General features: G+C 48.8%; 16 protein-coding genes. 8 read left to right on the top strand and 8 right to left on the bottom strand.

Features of this window, described 5'->3' with window-relative positions; translation table 11 throughout:
• Positions 1-19: 19 nt before the first annotated feature.
• A complete protein-coding gene (locus MRBLPE1_RS14770; RefSeq protein ID WP_364146448.1) occupies positions 20-1,354 on the top strand; it encodes a stalk domain-containing protein in 1,335 nt (444 codons plus the stop codon).
• Positions 1,355-1,363: 9 nt separating this feature from the next.
• Here MRBLPE1_RS14770 and kapB read toward each other — a convergent pair whose 3' ends face one another.
• Positions 1,364-1,759 (bottom strand): sporulation phosphorelay system protein KapB, encoded by a 396-nt coding sequence (gene kapB, locus MRBLPE1_RS14765; protein WP_364146446.1) that lies wholly within the window; start codon positions 1,757-1,759, stop codon positions 1,364-1,366.
• A 203-nt stretch (positions 1,760-1,962) separates the two neighbouring features.
• Between kapB and MRBLPE1_RS14760 the strand changes: the two genes are divergently transcribed.
• From MRBLPE1_RS14760 to MRBLPE1_RS14745, 4 genes are all read left to right on the top strand, one after another.
• Positions 1,963-3,078, top strand: a complete 1,116-nt coding sequence (locus MRBLPE1_RS14760) for an MGDG synthase family glycosyltransferase (protein ID WP_364146444.1) — start codon at positions 1,963-1,965, stop codon at positions 3,076-3,078.
• A gap of 87 nt (positions 3,079-3,165) precedes the next feature.
• Entirely contained in the window at positions 3,166-4,581 is a 1,416-nt protein-coding gene (locus MRBLPE1_RS14755; protein WP_414698874.1) for an NAD-dependent malic enzyme, read from the top strand.
• A gap of 290 nt (positions 4,582-4,871) precedes the next feature.
• Positions 4,872-5,078 carry a hypothetical protein gene (locus MRBLPE1_RS14750; protein ID WP_364146442.1) on the top strand — a complete coding sequence of 69 codons (207 nt, stop codon included), beginning with the start codon at positions 4,872-4,874 and terminating at the stop codon, positions 5,076-5,078.
• Positions 5,078-5,722: a YqaA family protein gene (locus MRBLPE1_RS14745; RefSeq protein ID WP_364146441.1), complete on the top strand. Its 645-nt coding sequence runs from the start codon at positions 5,078-5,080 to the stop codon at positions 5,720-5,722. The genes MRBLPE1_RS14750 and MRBLPE1_RS14745 overlap by 1 nt, the downstream gene beginning before the upstream one ends.
• A 69-nt stretch (positions 5,723-5,791) precedes the next feature.
• Here MRBLPE1_RS14745 and MRBLPE1_RS14740 read toward each other — a convergent pair whose 3' ends face one another.
• The 3 genes from MRBLPE1_RS14740 to MRBLPE1_RS14730 all read right to left on the bottom strand — a co-directional run bounded on the left by MRBLPE1_RS14740 (position 5,792) and on the right by MRBLPE1_RS14730 (position 9,419).
• Positions 5,792-6,817 carry an SH3 domain-containing protein gene (locus MRBLPE1_RS14740; protein ID WP_364146439.1) on the bottom strand — a complete coding sequence of 342 codons (1,026 nt, stop codon included), beginning with the start codon at positions 6,815-6,817 and terminating at the stop codon, positions 5,792-5,794.
• A gap of 338 nt (positions 6,818-7,155) precedes the next feature.
• Entirely contained in the window at positions 7,156-8,082 is a 927-nt protein-coding gene (locus MRBLPE1_RS14735; RefSeq protein WP_364147315.1) for a cation diffusion facilitator family transporter, read from the bottom strand.
• A gap of 338 nt (positions 8,083-8,420) precedes the next feature.
• A complete protein-coding gene (locus MRBLPE1_RS14730; protein ID WP_364146438.1) occupies positions 8,421-9,419 on the bottom strand; it encodes an ABC transporter substrate-binding protein in 999 nt (332 codons plus the stop codon).
• A 240-nt stretch (positions 9,420-9,659) separates the two neighbouring features.
• On the opposite strand from MRBLPE1_RS14730, the gene MRBLPE1_RS14725 reads away from it, so the two are divergent.
• Genes MRBLPE1_RS14725 through MRBLPE1_RS14715 form a run of 3 tightly spaced genes read left to right on the top strand, consistent with a single transcriptional unit; the run spans position 9,660 to position 12,589 of the window.
• Positions 9,660-10,667, top strand: a complete 1,008-nt coding sequence (locus MRBLPE1_RS14725) for a FecCD family ABC transporter permease (RefSeq protein WP_364146436.1) — start codon at positions 9,660-9,662, stop codon at positions 10,665-10,667.
• Position 10,668: 1 nt separating this feature from the next.
• Entirely contained in the window at positions 10,669-11,715 is a 1,047-nt protein-coding gene (locus tag MRBLPE1_RS14720; RefSeq protein WP_364146434.1) for a FecCD family ABC transporter permease, read from the top strand.
• Between the two features lie 55 nt (positions 11,716-11,770).
• Entirely contained in the window at positions 11,771-12,589 is an 819-nt protein-coding gene (locus MRBLPE1_RS14715; protein WP_364146433.1) for an ABC transporter ATP-binding protein, read from the top strand.
• Between the two features lie 95 nt (positions 12,590-12,684).
• Here the strand turns inward: MRBLPE1_RS14715 and MRBLPE1_RS14710 are convergent, their stop codons facing one another.
• The 4 genes from MRBLPE1_RS14710 to MRBLPE1_RS14695 all read right to left on the bottom strand — a co-directional run bounded on the left by MRBLPE1_RS14710 (position 12,685) and on the right by MRBLPE1_RS14695 (position 18,406).
• Positions 12,685-14,346 carry a glycoside hydrolase family 13 protein gene (locus MRBLPE1_RS14710; RefSeq protein ID WP_364146431.1) on the bottom strand — a complete coding sequence of 554 codons (1,662 nt, stop codon included), beginning with the start codon at positions 14,344-14,346 and terminating at the stop codon, positions 12,685-12,687.
• A gap of 109 nt (positions 14,347-14,455) precedes the next feature.
• Positions 14,456-15,547: a carbohydrate ABC transporter permease gene (locus tag MRBLPE1_RS14705; protein WP_364146429.1), complete on the bottom strand. Its 1,092-nt coding sequence runs from the start codon at positions 15,545-15,547 to the stop codon at positions 14,456-14,458.
• A 1-nt stretch (position 15,548) separates the two neighbouring features.
• Complete coding sequence (locus tag MRBLPE1_RS14700; RefSeq protein WP_364146427.1) at positions 15,549-16,631, bottom strand: carbohydrate ABC transporter permease; 1,083 nt, start codon at positions 16,629-16,631, stop codon at positions 15,549-15,551.
• 365 nt (positions 16,632-16,996) lie between these two features.
• The gene (locus MRBLPE1_RS14695) at positions 16,997-18,406 is read right to left on the bottom strand and encodes an ABC transporter substrate-binding protein (RefSeq protein ID WP_414698873.1); all 1,410 of its coding nucleotides are present in this window, start codon (positions 18,404-18,406) and stop codon (positions 16,997-16,999) included.
• Positions 18,407-18,533 lie beyond the last annotated feature (127 nt).

Here is an 18,533-nt window from a genome sequence, read left to right as displayed (position 1 = left end):
TTATCAGAAGGAAGTGTCCATGTTGTATAGCAAGTTCAGGAAAGTTTTTTTCCGCGTTCTGGCACCCGTCATCATCTCGAGCGTGATGGTCACTGCCCTTACTCCTATTCTTCCCGCAAACCTTTCCGCAAGCGTGCAAGCCGCCTCCAATTCAGACAACGCTTCTGCTGCCAACACCTATCACATCCTTGCGGTCGGAGATTCAGTAACAGCCGGCTACGAGCACGGGTTTACCGAGTCTTCGATCCCTTACGGCTTTGTGGAGCATGTCTACGAGCAGGCTCTCTTCCATGGACTCCGTTCGGAATATACCAACTTCGGGGTGCTGGGACTCCGGACCTCGGGCTTAAAGCGCTGGATGGATGCGGTCGTTAATGGGACTGCCGTAAAAAGCAAGGATATCCAAAGCAATCTTCGGGATCCTCGCGCAGATCGAATATTCGCCGATTCAAAGCGGCTTCGCTCCGCAATTAGCCGTTCCGACCTCATCGTCATGACGATCGGCGGCAACGATATGTACGCGGTGCTGGAGAAGGTCGAGGAAGGCGCAGACCAAGCTGAAGCGACAGCCGTGCTGAACAAGGCTTTGGACGTTTACGAAACAGAGCTGGAGGCAGCCCTCCGCTTGATGATAAGCTTGCAACCAAAGGCAAAGATTATTGTAGCCGATCAGTATTTGCCTATTCCGAAGCCTGTCAGGATCGGCGCATTGGTTTTTCCATTATATCCCGAAGCAGACCGTTTGTTTCTCCAAGACAGCGTTAAGAAGCTGCGGGAACGGCTTAACAATGTCGCGGGCCGGCTGACAAAAGAAGGCAAGCAGGTGAAAATCGCAAATGCGGCGGCTGCGTTTATCGATAATGAGCTGTCTTACACATCGATAGCCGATGGCGACATCCATCCTAGCAAGGCCGGTTATGCGGCAATGGGGAGAGCTTTTGCAAAGACGATTTGGGGAGATTATCGCGTGGTCAAGCCAAAAAAAGACGGCGAACCCGTTTCGGTCGTCCTGAATGGCAAAGAAATGAATAGCCTATATAAATCGCTTCTTGTTCAAAATCGAACCTTCGTACCGCTCCGCAGCATCGCGGAAGCCATGGGCGCCGCCATCGCATGGAAGGCCGCTTCGCAGACCGCTACGGTTAAGCTTGAGAACGGTACCGTTGACATTACCGTAGGCGCAGGCATGATTCGCGTTAACGGAGATCCTAAACCGCTGGATGCACCGCCTGCCTTCGTGCATCCAGCCGGCAAGGCGAGCACCTTGTACGTTCCGCTTGCGGCTTTGTCCGAAGGCTTGCAGTTTCAGGTCGTCTTTCGCGAAACCTTAAAAACGGTCTTCATTAATAAATAGTAAATAAGGCTATTTGTATTCCTTCAGAAGCTGCTGCATTTGCTCAAGTCCTTTTGCCGTCCAGCGGTGCAAGCGGTCAAGTGCAGCAATTTCTGCTTCTGCAGCAGCTCGCAGCGATTCGCCGTATTCGGGAACCGTTCCTGTATATGGTTTGATATCGCGTACCAAAACCGTTGTTTTCTCGGTATAGCTAAGCGCACGTCTTTCGTGAAACATCGGCACGTCCGGATTGTAAGGATGATGAAGATCGCCTTGCTCCGGATGTTTTAATACAGCCAATACCTTGACTAGGCCACGGGGGCCGTTGATTTCGATAAGCTCTCCCACATAATGGCCGGAACGCACCTCGGCTTTTACGTAATCCCCAATTTTCAAATGCTGGACGTTCTGATTTATCGGTTCCATTTTATCTCATCCTCGCTTATTATTTTATAATCACTTGTAAAATATATGTAAATATAGTTGGCGCAAGGAATACATAACCTAATTATACGAGCTGCTCCCTTCAAGGATAAATTATCCAACGCTCTATTCGCAACCCTGACGGATAAAACTTGTGTTACTCGCACTTGCATCGTAATATGGAATTAGAAAAGTAGGTGGAATGAATGCGTAAGAAAAGAGTGCTTCTGCTCTCTGAAGGCTTTGGCTCCGGTCATACTCAAGCTGCCTATGCGCTCGCTGTCGGACTTAAGCAGTTAAGTCCGGGGATTCAGACCCGCGTCATCGAGCTTGGAAAATTTCTTAATCCAGTGCTTGGTCCATGGATAATATCCGCATATCGCAAAACAGTAAGCAAACAGCCTAAGATGGTCGGTCTTATGTACCGCAGCAACTATAAAAAATCATTTAACCGCCTTACTCAGCTTGCGCTTCATCGCATGTTTTATACCCAAACGTCACAGGTCATCTCCCAGCTGAAGCCGGATTTGATCATCTGCACGCATCCGGGACCCAATGCGGTTGTTGCAAGACTTAAGCGTTTAGGCCTGGACATGCCGCTGTACACGCTTATAACCGATTACGATGCGCATGGTTCCTGGGTAAACAAGGAGGTAAACCGATATTTGGTCTCCTCTTCCCTCGTGAAAGACCGGCTTATCGATAAAGGGATTGACGATGAACGAATCGAAGTAACCGGCATTCCCGTTCATCCGAATTTTTGGCATACATACGATAAAGAGGAAATCCGAGAGCAATATCATTTGAAAAACATACCGACCGTACTTATCATGGGCGGCGGCTGGGGAATCATGTACGAGGACAATGCCCTCGAATACATGACGAAATGGCGGGAAAGCACGCAGCTCATTTACTGCGTCGGATCGAATGAAAAGATGAAAGAAAAGATGCTTGCCGATCCGCTGTTCCAGCATCCCAACATCCACATTTTAGGCTTCACCCGAGAAGTCAACAAGCTGATGGATGTATCCGATCTGCTCATAACGAAGCCCGGCGGCATGACCTGCACGGAGGGAATGAGCAAAGGAATTCCTATGCTCTTTTATGAACCAATACCTGGACAAGAGGAAGAAAACTGCGAATATTTCATTAGCAACGGTTTTGGCGAAATGCTCGACTCGAACGATACCGTCGATCGATGGTTCTCGCTCATCCACGAGCCCTACGCCTCTGGTCAATTCAGGGACGGTCTGCTATCTAAACGAAATCAACAATATGACCCCATGAATTGTCCGAACGCCGTCCTGCGACTAATGCAGTGACGGCTTTCTTTTTTTAACGTGATTGAAGCAAGCATAAATTGTGTACCCTTATCCAAATAGTATAACTGATGAAGGGAGCTGTTTATATTGAGTTCACACATGACAGACGGTAAAACAATCATAATGAGGATCGAAATCGATACGAATATCGCGCAATTCGGACGTGCGGCTACAGCTATTGAGCAGGCCAAGGGCGACATCGTCGCGATTGACGTCATACATACAGACAAAAACAAAAGCTTGCGCGACTTAACGGTCAAAATAGCAGAGCACGGCGCAGCCGAACGGCTTACGACGGCAATGAAATCATTGGTCGGCATTCGGTTGGTTCATATTTCCGACCGCACCTTTCTGCTTCATTTGGGCGGTAAAATTACGATTCAGCCCAAAACCCCTATCCAGAACCGTGACGATTTGTCCCGGGTTTATACGCCAGATGTCGCCAGGGTTTGCCAAGCGATTTTTGATGAACCCTCCAAAGCATACACGCTCACCATAAAAAGAAATATGGTTGCGGTCGTATCCGACGGGAGCGCCGTACTAGGCCTTGGAAATATCGGTCCTTATGCGGCAATGCCTGTCATGGAAGGGAAAGCGATGCTGTTTAAGCAATTTGCCGATGTCGATGCGTTCCCGATATGCCTCGACACGCAGGATACGGAAGAAATCATCGCAACCATAAAAAACCTGGCTCCCGCCTTTGGCGGCATCAATCTCGAAGACATTTCCGCGCCGCGCTGCTTCGAAATTGAACAAAGGCTTCGCAAAGAGCTTGATATTCCCGTTTTTCACGATGACCAGCATGGCACGGCTGTTGTATTATATGCGGGTTTGCTGAACGCGCTGAAGCTGACGGGCCGCAGCTTGAGCGAGGCTCGCATTGTAGTCTGCGGAATCGGAGCGGCAGGAACCGCCTGCACAAAAATGCTGCTGGCAGGCGGTGCCCAGCATATTATCGGCGTAGACCGCGAAGGCATATTGACGGCCGACAACGAGTACGGCAATCCCATGTGGCAGTGGTACGCGGAGAATACGAACGCCCAGCGTCAAAGCGGCGGATTAGCAGAAGCATTGGTTGGAGCGGATGTATTTATAGGCGTGTCTGCCGGCGGAATATTGACGCGAGGCCATATTGAAACGATGGCCAAGGATCCCATCGTATTCGCTATGGCAAACCCAGAGCCCGAAATTAGACCGGAGCTGGCTGAGGATATCGTTGCGGTATTCGCAACCGGCCGCTCGGATTACCCGAATCAAATCAACAATGTGTTATGCTTTCCAGGCATTTTCCGAGGCGCTCTCGACAGCCGGGCTGCTACCATAAATGAAGAGATGAAGCTAGCTGCAGCCGAAGCCATTGCCTCCGTTATTAGCGAGGAAGAGCTGAGCCCCATGTACATCGTACCCAGCGTGTTCAACACGCGTGTTGTGGAAGAGGTGCGGCGCCGTGTCATTCAAGCCGCGCAGCAAAGCGGCGTTTCCCGCCGTCAAACCAGGGAATAGCCTTTTCGGCAGTGAATTATCGCAGGACAGTGAGCATGCGCAGCCCGCTTTTCTGCGCCCGATCATACCTTATGCACGCCGCTTAAATACGGGTCTATCCTGTGTTTAAGCGGCTTTTTTCATATTTTCAATATAAAATTCCACTTCGGAAGCCATGGTAAGAAACCGCTTGAAACCTCCGGGCCGGCGTATACGTATTCGTTCTTATGCGCTGGATTTGGGAAGCATAGGCTTGGCTGGACCTTTTCCTGCTTCAGTCCGGGTGCAGCGAATAAGGAAAGCCTGCCCGCATGAAATCAGTAGTGGAAATTTTCGTAAAAACACATGACAACTATCATCTTCTTAACCGTATTAAATATGCTATAATTAAAATATCAAGCGCTAAAGCGCTTTTTCAACAAACTGCAGCATATATTGGAAAATACGGGAATTTCCATAAGGTATTTCATTTAGCAGGCTTTATGTGCAGGTTAGTTGACGGAAAGGGAGCCTGGTAATGTTTCAAGATGTAGTCAAATTTTTAGAAGATTTCGGGCCTCTGGGATTGTTTATTCATGCTTTTTTAGATGCAGTTATTTTTCCCATTCCCGCGTTTTTCCTTCAAGTTTCATTAAGCTTACTCAATCCAACAACAGCAATATGGCTGGCTACCGTAGGCTATATCGGCTGTCTCTTAGGTACACCCGTCGGGTATTATCTGGGTAAGATCATGGGTAAATCCGTCCTTTATAAGTTTCTAAAAAAAGAATGGATCGACGCCGCCACGGAAAAGTTTCAGAAAAATGGCGAAACGGCTATCCTCATCGGCTCGTTCACACCTATACCATTTAAAGTATTTACGATACTGTCCGGCTGCTTAAACTTCCCGTTATGGAGACTAATCGGTTACGCGGCAATTGGCCGGGGGCTGAAATTCTATATCGTCGGTTTGCTGTTCTACTTCTACGGCCGTGCTGCTGAAAGCATGGTAAAAGACGTTTCTTTATATATTTTCATAGGAGCCGTTCCCATTGTCGTTTTGTATCTTATTATCCGTAAAAGACGCAGTCAGAAAAAGGCGTTGGCGGAACAACAATCGGAGCCTGTATTATCTGAACCCCTGAAACAAACCGAGAGCACGACCGTACAAATTGATTCTTAAATCGAATAAAACCCATAACATTAGTAAAAAGCTGGTCAGGGATTCTCCCTGACCGGCTTTTTTTTGTGATTATAGCGCGCTTCCGCCAAAAATGATACGATATTCCCATGAGGTGCCGGCAATATTGGTGATTGTAACGCCTCCGCCTTCATTCGAGAAGGTGTGCAATACTTTCCCATCGCCCAAATAGATACCGTCATGCGTTATCGTGGCCGACGACTTGTCTATTCCCGCATAAGCGGAAGACTTCGAACCTTTGTATGACATGAAGAACACCAAATCGCCGCGTTCGAACTCTTTCCAGTCCGTCTTGATCGACCCCTTATCCTTGACATACTGCCCCTGCTGTCGCGAGTCAGCGGGCAGCCTTACGCCGAGGCCGTCAAGGAACGATTGCCTAACGAAGTCGGAGCAATCAAAGGTTGCCGTCGTGTTGCGGTCGGAGCCGTATTCATAAGGCGTACCCAAATACTTCATGCCCGCCGCAATCATTTTCTCGATGGCCTCATTCTTCGTTTCCTCCGGTATGGTTACCTGGCTGCCTCCGCCGCTTCCCGTGCTCCCTGTTCCGCCGCCTTGAATCGTACCAGTGACGCTAAGATAAGAGGCTTGCGTACTAACGTAGCCGAGGACGCCCTTGCTATCCTGTACCTCATACCAATAGCTGTTTGTTTTGGCAAGAACGGTGACCCTCTCGCCTTTTGCTAAATAACGAATCCGCTCTCCCGATGTGGATGCCGTCTTCCGAAAAGAAACGGATGCTTTGACAACGGCATTGCCAATTTGCGCTGGTGCGGGGCTTTTCAGCTCTATATACTGGGAAGATGTTGATATGTAGCCCGTTTTACCGGAGGAATCTTTCACTTTATACCAATACGAATTCACTTTCTCAATAACCGACACTTGCTCGCCTTTCTTTAAGCTGCGAATGATAGATGCAGAAGTTGACGGAGATGTGCGCATATTGACGCTGGATTGCACCTCGCCTACTTGCGATGCTTGAGCTGCCAGTGCTGCCGGAACAGAAATCGAGCCAAACAATAATGCTGCCGTTAAGGTTGCTGTTGCCAGTCTGTGTTTCATGGTGTATTGCATTCAATACGCCTCCCTTGGTGTGTAAACGGTGTAGATATAACGGTTCTGCTCCCATTGTAAATTCGTTTGAGAGAGACAAGTATCGTCCATTCCGCCTATTTACCGATATAATGAAATGAGTTGGAAGACATATAAACCCGCTGTAAAATAATACAAAAAAGGCATTTCCATTAAGGAGATGCCTTTACGCCTATTTTCTATGCGATTCAACCCTATACTTCTTGGGCTATTGAAGAGCTCTCCCACACAGTTAGGCCTTTAGATTCAAACCTCGGTACAGGCCTTTGTATCCACGAAATTCTCAAAAGAAAACGTTTGGTAATAATTACCGGTTCTAATCAGTGTTTTTCCGTTAGCGATAGTTCAATATTCTCAGCTAATTCATGAGGCTCAACATGAACGTGAACACTCATTATATTGTGCTTTCTACCCATACGATGCTCAATCTCGTCGCTGATTCGGTGACTTTCAATAAGCGTCAGCTCGGGATCGACCTGGACAATCACATCCACAAGCACATGGCTTCCGTGGACTCTGGCCTTAATATCCTTTATGGACTTCACGCCCTTGGTCTTGGCAATTGTCGTACGCAGAGAGGAAAGCTCGTTTTCATCAAAACCATCGGTAAGCGCATGCGTGGAGCTGTAAAAGATCTCCCATGCCGTCTTGCATATAATGGCGCCTACAGCGATCGCAGCAACGGGATCCAGCCAAGGAAGGCCGAACTGCGCGCCAATGATACCGATTGCCGCACCGATACTGACTAATGCATCTGATAAATTATCTTTGGCGGCAGCCAGCAAGGCTTGATTGTTAATGCGCAGCGCCAGCCTGCGATTATAAACATAAACGCCGCCCATACATGCAGCCGCGAACAATGCGATCCATGCCGAGGTTAAATTCGGAACATGGTGATCCGTAGCAAACAAAGATTTCACGGCGCTGATGAGCACTTGAATGCCAACCGTCGCCATAATAAAGGAAGCAATAAGCGCCGCTATCGTCTCCGCGCGGAAATGTCCGTAAGGGTGATCCTTGTCCGGCGGTTTTTGCGAGATGCGGAGGCCAATCAAAACGGCAGCCGATGCCACTATATCCGTTAAATTGTTAAAGCCGTCTGCCACGAGAGCCCCCGACACAAACCAGTAGCCAGCAACGAGCTTAAGGGCAGATAAAGCCAAGTAGGCGCCGATACTCACCCAGGCCCCCTTCTCGCCCTGTTTAATCTCTTCATACTGATTCAGCTTCAATACCCTCCCAAACATAAAAGCGTAATTATTCTCAAGCACCCCTGTAACCTATCGGTATCATACCCGAATGAACCCATGTGGGTCTAGAGAAACAGTGTTTACCAGGTACGTACTTTTATGCATCGACGCAACAATCCGCAGCGGCTTTTTTCTTCGGCTTACCAAATAAAAGGCTCCGGACGATGGTCCGAATCGCTTATTCGCTTAAGGCTCTGCTAAGAAAAATATTTCCTACAAGGGTTTGATCGGCGCCGCTTCCCGAAAATCGAAGGAGTCCTGCACCTCACGGGTCACCGCTCTGCTCACAAAAAAACAGCCGGATGATCTCATCCGGCTGTTCGTCCTACGTGCATTTAATTGATTTCATAAATTTTATAAAGCTCATCAAGCATTAAATTAGCCGCGATTACGCCGCCCGCCGTGTTCCAAATCGCATCGCTTACTCGGATCGCTTTATTGTTTTTCACGACCTCAAGGCTTTGCCATAGCGGATCTTTCAGCATTTCTTCTTCCATTTGCGTGCCTTTGCCGTCACCGGTTTCATAAGTGAAATAGAAGAGCATATCTGCATCGACTTCAGGAAGGCGTTCCTTCGTGATTTCTTCGACAAAGGTATCTTTGTATTTTTGGTTATCCGGACGCGTAATGCCAAGCTTCGAGAATGCGACGCCCGTAAACGTATCTTCTAAGTAAATGCGTGTTTTGCCTGCCATAAAACGAACGACGGAAACCTTTTGGTTCAGCTTATCGCCTGCTTTCCCCTTAAAATCGGCAGTGCGGCTGTCATAGTCGGCAATGACATTGTCCCCTTCTGTCTTTTTGCCGATAGCATCAGCATACAATTTGAAGTTCGACTGCCATTCGCCGCGCAGCGTTTCCGAAAAAACGGTAGGCGCGATTGCATTAAGCTGATCGTATACTTTTTCCTGGCGCAATTTATTACCGATAATAAGATCCGGCTTAAGGCTCGCGATCAGCTCCATATTCGGCTGGCTTTCGTCCCCGACTACCGTTACGCCTTCCATATCTGCTTTAATGTGCTCGTACCAAGGCTCGCCTGTCCAAGATTTCACGGCGCCAACCGGTTTCACGCCAAGGGCAAGAAGCGCTTCCGTTCCTTCATTCGTCAATACGACAATGCGCTCCGGCGTTCCTTCGATTTTGGCTTCGCCCATTGCATGCGTGACAACTCTTGCTTCCGCCGTGTTCGACGCCCCCGGTTCATTGGTGGCAGCGGCATTTTCATTGCTATTGTTTGACCCGGATTGGCCGCAGCCCGATACGACTACCGTTAGCGCAAGCAAGATCGTGGTTGCTGTCCAAGTTAATTTCTTCGTTAATAAATGAAACATTTTATTTTCTCCCCTTCATGATGAAAATCATTCTCAATGTTATCCCAAACGAAACTATACCAGCGACGCAAGCCAATGTCAATAATTATTGATAATGATTTTCAGCTTCATTGACACTATCCATGCGATCCCCTAAAATGTTGTAGTAGTCCTAATATTATTCGACAACCGCATAGCTTAAGCACATCTTATAAAATATGGGTTTTCTCATCATACTTGATACTGGGGAAAGAGGACATTATGGATACATTATTACATACACGTGCTCAAAGAACGGCAGGGCTTATCGTGGGACTGCTTCTATTTGCCGCGGGTATCGTCTGCAGCATTGCTTTCGGAGTAACCAATATCAGCTGGCGTACCATCTTGGATTCTTACCGATCGTTCGATGGCTCGCAGGAGCATCTTATTATTCAGACCGCTAGAATGCCGCGTGCGCTTATCGCTGCCACCGCGGGAGCAAGCCTTGCCGTTGCCGGGTCACTGATGCAAGGCATCACACGGAATCAGTTGGCATCGCCCAGCCTATTCGGCATAAATGCCGGAGCAGCTTTTTTCATTGTTATCGGCTCGGCTTTTTTCGGAGCGAGCGGTTTAACGACCTTTGCGACGCTTGCTTTCATTGGCGCGGCTTTTACCGCGGCTCTTGTCTATACCCTGGGTTCCATCGGAAATGACGGCTTGACCCCGCTTAAGGTTACGCTTGCAGGAGCAGCATTAACGGCGTTCTTCTCCTCCCTTTCACTAGGTGTTCTTCTTACGAGCGGACAAACGTTCGATCAGGTGCTGTATTGGTTTGTCGGTTCAGTCGCAGGCCGGGACTTGCACATATTCACGGCTGCCGCTCCCTATATCGGAATAGCCTTGATCGGCGCACTCGTCCTAGCAAGACATATGAATGTGCTTACTCTCGGAGAAGACGTGGCCGTAGGGCTTGGCCAAAAAACCGTCTATATTAAACTAGCCGCTGGCATCGTTATCGTTTTACTCGCAGGAGGTTCGGTCTCTATAGCCGGACCGATCGCTTTCGTAGGCATCATCGTGCCTCATCTGATGCGCTACTTGGTTGGCATCGACTTTCGCTGGGTTATCCCTTATTGCGCAGTGTATGGCAGCGTTCTGCTGCTGGCGGCCGACATCGGCTCGCGCTATATTTCATTTCCGAAGGAAGTTCCTGTTGGAATTATGACGGCTATCATCGGCGTTCCTTTCTTCGTCTTTATCGCCAGAAGAGGAGGCCGTTCCTAAGATGAATAATTGGATTACGATCAGAGGACGCAAGCATTCCTTTCAACTAGAGCGCCGTACCGTCATGATGATTATTTTATTATTTCTGGCTAATGTTGCTGCGGTCATCGTTTGCGTAGGGCTCGGAAGCAAAACGATAAGCCCTGTCACGGTCATACGCGCGTTTCTGGGGAACGCGGATTCTTCCGATTCGATGATTATCTTCTCGCTTCGGATGCCTCGCGTTTTGATTGCCGTAATGGTAGGTTCGGCACTCGCCGTATCCGGCGCTTTGCTTCAAGGGATCGTACGCAATCCGCTGACCTCCCCGGACATCATTGGCATATCGGGAGGCGCCTCTCTAGGCACGGTCATATTTATCTTGTACTTCTCGCATGCCAGCATTCGCTTCATGCCGCTAAGCGCAATTCTAGGCGCGTTTGCCGCTGCGTTCCTTATATACTTATTCGCCTACCGCCGAGGAATCACGCCGCTTCGGCTCGTTCTCATCGGCATTGGCATGGCTACCGCGTTAACAGCGGTTACTTATATGCTCATCCTTACGGCATCCTTTACGCCGACTGCCGTCGCCGTCAAAGCCTTCACGTTTATGACAGGCAGCATATACGGCGTTTCCTGGGAAAGAGATGTAGCAACCCTGCTGCCTTGGATTATCGTGCTTTTACCGATTTCGCTTATCTATGCCCGACATCTTAATGTACAGGAGCTTGGTGACGAGGTTGCTGCGAGCGTAGGCAGCTCTGTCCAGGTTAAACGGACCATTTTACTCATCATCAGCGTAGCGCTTGCCGGAGCAGCGGTTGCGATCGGCGGCGCGATCAATTTTATCGGCCTCATGGCTCCCCATATCGCCCGTAAGCTTGTCGGGCCATCCTATGGAGGCGTGATCCCGGTTTCCGCTCTGATTGGTTCCCTCGTATTATTGTTATCGGATCTTGTCGCAAGGGTGGCATTCATTCCGCTCGATATTCCCGCCGGCGTGTTTACCGCGGCAATTGGGGCCCCCTTCTTCATCTATTTGTTGTACCGTCACCGCAATGGTGCGTAACGGCCGCTAGGGCATTCACTTTAATATAAATTCAAAATACAAAGGAGTGCTTCTCGTGTCCTCCATTCAAGCGAAAAACCTGACTTTGTCGTATGGGCAAAAGGAAATTTTCAATAATCTTGATTTGCTTGTTCCTCCGGGAAAAATTACGGTGTTCATTGGCAGCAACGGCTGCGGTAAATCGACGCTGCTCCGTTCCCTTGCGCGCCTCTTAAAGCCGCAGGAAGGCTCTATTTTGCTTGATGGCACCGAAATTGCCAAGCTCTCAAGCAAAGAAATCGCCAGACGGCTTGCCATCCTGCCTCAGGGTCCACTCGCTCCTGAAGGATTAACCGTCCATCAGCTGGTGAAGCAAGGGCGTTATCCCTACCAAAGCTGGCTTCAGCAATGGTCGCACGAGGATGAGAAGATGGTGAAGAAGGCGCTTGCCGTAACGCACATGGACGAACTGTCCTCACGTTCGGTGGATTCGCTCTCCGGCGGCCAGCGCCAACGCGCTTGGATAGCGATGACTCTGGCGCAAAATACGCCTACCATTTTGCTTGACGAGCCTACAACTTATCTCGACATGGCACATCAGATCGAAATTCTTGATTTACTGTTCGACTTAAATCAGCAAGAGAAACGGACCATCGTAATGGTGCTGCATGATATTAATCTCGCATGCCGGTATGCCGATCATATCGTTGCCGTAAAAGACGGCCGCATCCATGCGCAAGGCAAACCGGAAACAATCATGAACGAACAGCTTATCCGTGACGTATTCGATATGGAATGCCAGATTACGGCTGACCCGATCTTCGGTACGCCGCTCTGCATCCCTTACGGCAAGGGCAGAAAGCTTCCGATCACCCAAGAACTTGTTTATAAGTGAGTTCTTACACAACGCTCCCCATAATAAAGAGCCTGTCTCCAAGCGGAGCAGGCTCTTTTTCTCGTCTTCCATCCTAATGCCGCTAGCTATCTTCACTAGCAATTGACCTTATAAATCCGTCCCTCATGCGGCCTTAGCTCCATACTTCGCTTCTCATCGTTCCAGCTCTCTGTTGTCTGCTCATAGTTGCCCAGCACCAGCTCCAGGGTTATCAAGTCACTGCCGAAATACGTCTCTGAAAAAGTAAATAGGTTGGACTCATTGCTGTGGTTCAACAGCACGATCCATTCCGTGCCTTCATATTCGCGCACATAAACGTACAGATGAGGATCTTCTTCGCTGATGTCGGTGAAATCTCCGTAGACCATGACCGGATTGGTTTTTCGCAGTGCTATGAGCTTTCTGTAAAACGCCAATACGGAATTCGGATCACTCTCCGCTTGTTCTACATTGATTTCCGTATAATTCGGATTGACTTTAATCCAAGGCTTCTCACTGCCAAAGCCTGCGTTTGGTGTGCCGTCCCACTGCATCGGCGTCCTGGAATTATCCCGGCTAAGCGGCTGCAAATCACGGAATACCGCTGCCGGATCCCCTCCTTTGCCGACCTCTTCTACATACTTATTCAGCATAGCGATATCCTGGTAATCGCCTATCGTCTCATATCTTACGCCTGTCATTCCGATCTCTTCTCCCTGATAAATGTAGGGAATTCCAGGGAGCGTATGGATCATCATGCCGAGCATCTTCGCTGATTCCACCCGGTACTCTTGGTCATTGCCATAGCGCGATACCTGCCTCGTATGATCATGGTTGTTCAGAAACTGCGAGCCAAAGCCGCGGCCTGCCAACGCTTCTGCCCAGGATTGTTGAATACGCTTAAAACGCAGCATGTCCCACTCCGGCATTTCATCTGCAACCTCGAAATGAAACAGCGTATTCAGCTCCTGACGCTCCTCATCCACGAACAAGGGGCCTGTCTCTGGCGTTACGAAAGCAATTTCACCGACGGTCATCAGATCATAGTGCCTAAATACCTCTTGATTCATTTCCTGCAAGTAATCATGAAGGCCGGGATTATGAGTTAAATAACGAATATCGCGAGGGTCCTCCACATCCGTCAGCAGCTCCGGTTTTGCCAGCAGCGCCAAGGCATCGAGACGAAGACCGTCCACTCCTTTGTCGAGCCAAAAACGCAGCATTTTGTACAACTCGGCTCTCATCTCTTGATTCGCCCAATTCAGATCAGGCTGCTCGGTAGCAAAGGAATGCATGTAATACTGCCCCGTTGTTTCATCCAGCTCCCAGCTTGACGGATTGAAATAGGAACGCCAATTCGTTGGCGGTTCACCGTCCTTGCCATCCTTCCAAATATACCAATCCCTTTTTGGATTGCTGATCGAGGAGCGCGATTCGATAAACCACGGATGGCGGTCCGAGGTATGGTTCACGACGACATCCATCATGAGCTTCATCCCTCGCGCATGCGTCTGTTCCACCAATAATTCGAAGTCCTCCATCGTGCCGGCTTTATTCATTACCGCATAATAATCGGAAACGTCATAGCCGTTGTCCTTATCCGGCGATTCATTAAACGGATTTATCCATACCATCGTTACGCCGAGCGATTGAATATAATCCAACTTCTCAATCACGCCTTTAAGATCGCCGATGCCATCCCCGTTCGTATCCCTGAAGCTCCGCCAATATACCTGATATACGACCGATTCCTTCCACCAAGCAGGCTTTACCTCCATGTCACTCTCTCCTCTTCTCTTCATTCATCCACTTTTATATAGGAATGGCGCATGCCCGGACACCCGTCCAAACGATGCGCCACTCTTTTCCTGCCGGAATAATCTTCTTTTAACCTTTGATCGATCCGCCGAGCATGCCCCGAACAAAATATCTTTGCAATCCGAAAAATACGGCTAAAGGCATCAGCATCGAAACGAAAGCGGCAGCTGTCAGCAGATGCCAGTCATTTCCTCTCGAACCGACCATATTCGCAATGTTCATGGACAAAACTTGTACCTCCGGCTGGCTGCCGAGGAAAATAAGCGATATCAAGTAATCATTCCATACCCATAAAAACTGAAAAATACTAATCGAAGCGAGCGCTGGAACAGACAACGGCAAAATCAGCTTGCTAAAGATCGTAAAGTTCGTTGCGCCGTCCATAAAGGCCGATTCGAACAAATCCTTCGGCAGCTGGCTGATTGACGTGTACATAAAATAAGTAATCAGCGGCAAACCGAATGCGGTATGCGCGAGCCATATGCCGAAGTACGTCCCGTTAAGCCCCAGCGACGTATAGTCACGCAAAATCGGAATAAGCGCCACCTGAAGCGGAACAACCAGCAGTGCAATGACGATAACAAACAGCGTCTTCCTGCCCGGGAAGCGAAGCCAAGCAAAAGCATAGGCGGCAAAGGAAGCAATAAAGATCGGGATAACCGTCGCAGGGACGGTAACCGCAATCGTATTCCAGAAGGAACGCGACATGCCGCTGCCCTTCTCTGTCTTCGTCGTCCCATCCGGCATCGTAATGGAGTAGGTTTTCCCTCCAAGCACCGTCTCATAGTTCTGAGTCGTAAAACGGGAAATGACCGTCCACTGCTTATCCTGGACATTCAGGAGCCGAGCCCGCCGGTTTTCCCAAATTAGCCGTTCACCGTCGACCTCTACCCCTTCCCGCAGCTGATCATCCGTGAAGGTTACTCCGTTTACCTTAATCGGCTCGCGAAGATCGGTATCCTTGGGCAGCTGGAGCTGCTCCGAGGTTTGCCAATCGCGATGAGGCAATATATTCCACCAGCCTGTTGACAGTATGTCAGCGGCAGGCCGGAAAGAGGATACGAGAAGACCGAGCGTCGGGATCGTCCAGATGAGACAGATGATGGCGAGCACGGTATTCACGAGCCATTTGGACTTGCGAATTTTTTTGTTCTTGCTCATCTTAGAAGCCCCCCTCTCTGCGGAACTGGCGCAGGTTGATAATGATGACCGGTATGACCGCTATTAACAATACGATCGCCAAGGTCGAGCCGTAGCCTGCATTTTGGTACATAAAGAGTTGACGGTAGAACTGCGTAGCTACAACATCCGTCTCATACTGTCCGCCAGTCATGATCATAACGACATCGAATATTTTTAGCGTAAATACAATGATTGTGGTTGTTACCGACAGCAAGGTGCCTGCAATATAAGGAATCATGATCTTGAAGAAAATCCGGACCTCGCCTGCGCCGTCCATGCGGGCAGCCTCCAGCATATCCTCCGGAATGCTCTTGATCGCTGCAGAGAAAATCACCATCGCAAAGCCTGTTTGCATCCAAATCAGAATGGCAATCAGAAACAGGTTATTCCAAGGCTGAATCATACTGAGCCAAGCTTGGGGCTCGCCTCCGAATTTCACGACGATTGCGTTAAGTAAACCGATTTGTTCATTTCCTGGCTGGTAGTAATAAATAAACTTCCAAATGACGCCTGCGGCAACGAACGAGATGGCCATCGGCATAAAGATGAGTCCCTTAGCCAGCTTCTCGAAGCTGCTTCGGTCAGCCAAAATCGCAATGAGCAGACCTAAACCTACGCACGCTAATGTGCCAAAAAATACCCACAGCAGGTTATTGCGAAGCGCCATAAGGAGCAGCCGATCCGTAAATACGGCCATGTAGTTAGCGAAGCCTACAAAATTAACCGAGCCTGCATCGAAAAAGCTTAAATATAGAGTCCGCAGCGTTGGAAAAACCAAGAGCCAGCCTAGCAGCAGCACCGCTGGTCCAACAAATACAAAAGGCAATATTCTTCGCTTCCATTGATCCGGATATTGTTCGACTACCCAGTTAAAAGAGTAGTAAATAGAATAGATGCCCAGTGCTCCCCAAAGGACAGCCAATACCGCATTCAGTACGGGCGGCAGACTGGAATCGCGAAAGAACAAAAATATGCACCAGTGAACGGCAATATTCAAAGCTGGCACCAGCACGGATAACAACAGTAGACGCAGAGCATTGCCTTTCCTAGCCTGTAATTCCATATGAATCCTCCTTAAAGGTTTGTGAAGCAAACCTTACTTCGTAAGCATGTGCTTAGGTTTGTGAAGCAAACCTTACTTCGTAAGCATGTGCTTAGGTTTGTGAAGCAAACCTTACTTCGTAAGCATGTGCTTAGGTTTGTAAAGCAAACCTTACTTCGTAAGCATGTGCTTAGGTTTGTGAAGCAAACCTTACTTCGTAAGCATGTGCTTAGGTTTGTGAAGCAAACCTTACTTCGTAAGCATGTGCTTAGGTTTGTGAAGCAAACCTTACTTCGTAAGCATGTGCTTACCACGCCAGATTTCAGATGATCGCGGGGCTGTCACCTTCCGGCTGACAGCCCCGCGAGATCCTTTTTAGCTATTATTTATTTTTTCCAGCCCGCTTGAATTTCTTTCAAAGCCGTATCCAGATCAACCGTTCCGCTGACCCAGTCGGTCATGCCTTTCCAGAATGTACCTGCGCCGACAGCGCCCGGCATTAAGTCGGATCCGTCAAAACGAATCGTATCTGCCGTTTTCACGAATTCTGCCATTCTGCGCTCTTGGTCGTTCGGATACCAGGTAGGATCCGCATCGTTCATTGGCGCCGTTACGCCGCCCGTTTGAATCCATGATTTCAGCGATTCGCCTGTCGTGAAGAACTCCATTACGGCACGAACCTCTGGACGGTCATTGAACATGGCATAAATATCGCCCGAGATCAGCGCTGGTTGGCCATATTGCTCGTCAATCGCCGGCAATGGGAACCAATCATAATCGTCAGCTGTCAAACCTTCCGGGAAGAAGCTTGTGATAAAGCCCGCTTGACGGTGCAGCCAAGCTTTTGGCGGATTATCGAACAGCGGTTTAACGGAATCTCCGAAAGATGTTGTTGCGATGGATTTGCGTCCGCCGTATACATAATCTTCGTTGAACCAAATTTCAGCCATTTTTTCCGCAGCATTTTTAACTACAGGATCCGTGAAAGGAAGCTCGCCGGACAACCATTTGTCATAGTTTTCAGGTGTAGTCGTACGGAGCATGATATCTTCCATCCAGTCGGTAGCCGCCCAGCCTGTAGCTGTTCCGCTCTCAATGCCGATGCTCCAAGCCGGATCGCCGTCTTTCGCAATCTGATCCGTCAAAGCCATAAGCTCAGTCCACGTTTTAGGCACGGTATAGCCTGCATCCGCAAATGCTTTTTTGTTGTACCATACTAGGCTTTTCACGCTGCTGCGCGCCCATACTCCTGCCATAACGTCGCCGCTTGCACCCTGCATGGTTGCCATGTCGAGCCAGCTTTGGTTGTACTGCTTCTTCAAATAATCATCGCTAAGGAATGATTTCACATCAATAACCTTACCGGAGTTTACGAATCCTTTCAGCAAGCCCGGCTGCGGGAAGTCCGCAATATCAGGCGCGTTGCCGCCGTTTACGCGAACAGAGATCGTTGCTTCGAATTCTTTTGATCCTTCATAAGCAATATCAATACCTGTTTTCTCTTCGAATGCTTTGATGCTTTCGGTAAATTTCACTTCATCCGCATCCGTAAACGGACCGAACATCGTTACTTTTTTACCTTTGAAATCACCGTTCATCGCCTGGGACAGCGCACTGTCGCCAGCTGCTCCGGCATTTCCGCCCTCTGCGGTCTCTTCCGGTTTATCTGTCGGCGTATTTGCTCCGTTATTTGCATTATTATTTCCTCCGCATGCCGTAATCGTCATCGCGATGACCAGCATTAATAAAAACGAAGGCAATGCTTTCTTTGTTTTTTTCGAATTCACAGACCTCATCCTTTCATATTTAAGTAATACAGTAATTACCTTACACTTTCATGGCCCGATCGAAACATCTGAAGAAATTTAGATCTCGAGTAGTAACATCACCTCCTTTAAAATGCCAATATTAGGTCTTTTTATG

This window comes from Paenibacillus sp. LPE1-1-1.1 (assembly GCF_040676435.1).
Classification (GTDB): Bacteria; Bacillota; Bacilli; order Paenibacillales; family Paenibacillaceae; genus Pristimantibacillus.
Note: the sequence above shows the minus strand (reverse complement) of the source record. Positions and strands in the feature narration are given on the sequence as shown.

Coding starts and splice junctions, on each gene's coding strand:
- MRBLPE1_RS14720 (WP_364146434.1), top strand. CDS start 10,669: ATGAATAATTGGATTACGATCAGAGGACGCAAGCATTCCTTTCAACTA.
- MRBLPE1_RS14760 (WP_364146444.1), top strand. CDS start 1,963: ATGCGTAAGAAAAGAGTGCTTCTGCTCTCTGAAGGCTTTGGCTCCGGT.
- MRBLPE1_RS14730 (WP_364146438.1), bottom strand. CDS start 9,419: ATGTTTCATTTATTAACGAAGAAATTAACTTGGACAGCAACCACGATC.
- MRBLPE1_RS14725 (WP_364146436.1), top strand. CDS start 9,660: ATGGATACATTATTACATACACGTGCTCAAAGAACGGCAGGGCTTATC.
- MRBLPE1_RS14705 (WP_364146429.1), bottom strand. CDS start 15,547: ATGAGCAAGAACAAAAAAATTCGCAAGTCCAAATGGCTCGTGAATACC.
- MRBLPE1_RS14695 (WP_414698873.1), bottom strand. CDS start 18,406: ATGAGGTCTGTGAATTCGAAAAAAACAAAGAAAGCATTGCCTTCGTTT.
- MRBLPE1_RS14700 (WP_364146427.1), bottom strand. CDS start 16,631: ATGGAATTACAGGCTAGGAAAGGCAATGCTCTGCGTCTACTGTTGTTA.
- MRBLPE1_RS14740 (WP_364146439.1), bottom strand. CDS start 6,817: ATGCAATACACCATGAAACACAGACTGGCAACAGCAACCTTAACGGCA.
- MRBLPE1_RS14750 (WP_364146442.1), top strand. CDS start 4,872: ATGAAATCAGTAGTGGAAATTTTCGTAAAAACACATGACAACTATCAT.
- MRBLPE1_RS14735 (WP_364147315.1), bottom strand. CDS start 8,082: ATGTTTGGGAGGGTATTGAAGCTGAATCAGTATGAAGAGATTAAACAG.
- kapB (WP_364146446.1), bottom strand. CDS start 1,759: ATGGAACCGATAAATCAGAACGTCCAGCATTTGAAAATTGGGGATTAC.
- MRBLPE1_RS14770 (WP_364146448.1), top strand. CDS start 20: ATGTTGTATAGCAAGTTCAGGAAAGTTTTTTTCCGCGTTCTGGCACCC.
- MRBLPE1_RS14710 (WP_364146431.1), bottom strand. CDS start 14,346: ATGGAGGTAAAGCCTGCTTGGTGGAAGGAATCGGTCGTATATCAGGTA.
- MRBLPE1_RS14745 (WP_364146441.1), top strand. CDS start 5,078: ATGTTTCAAGATGTAGTCAAATTTTTAGAAGATTTCGGGCCTCTGGGA.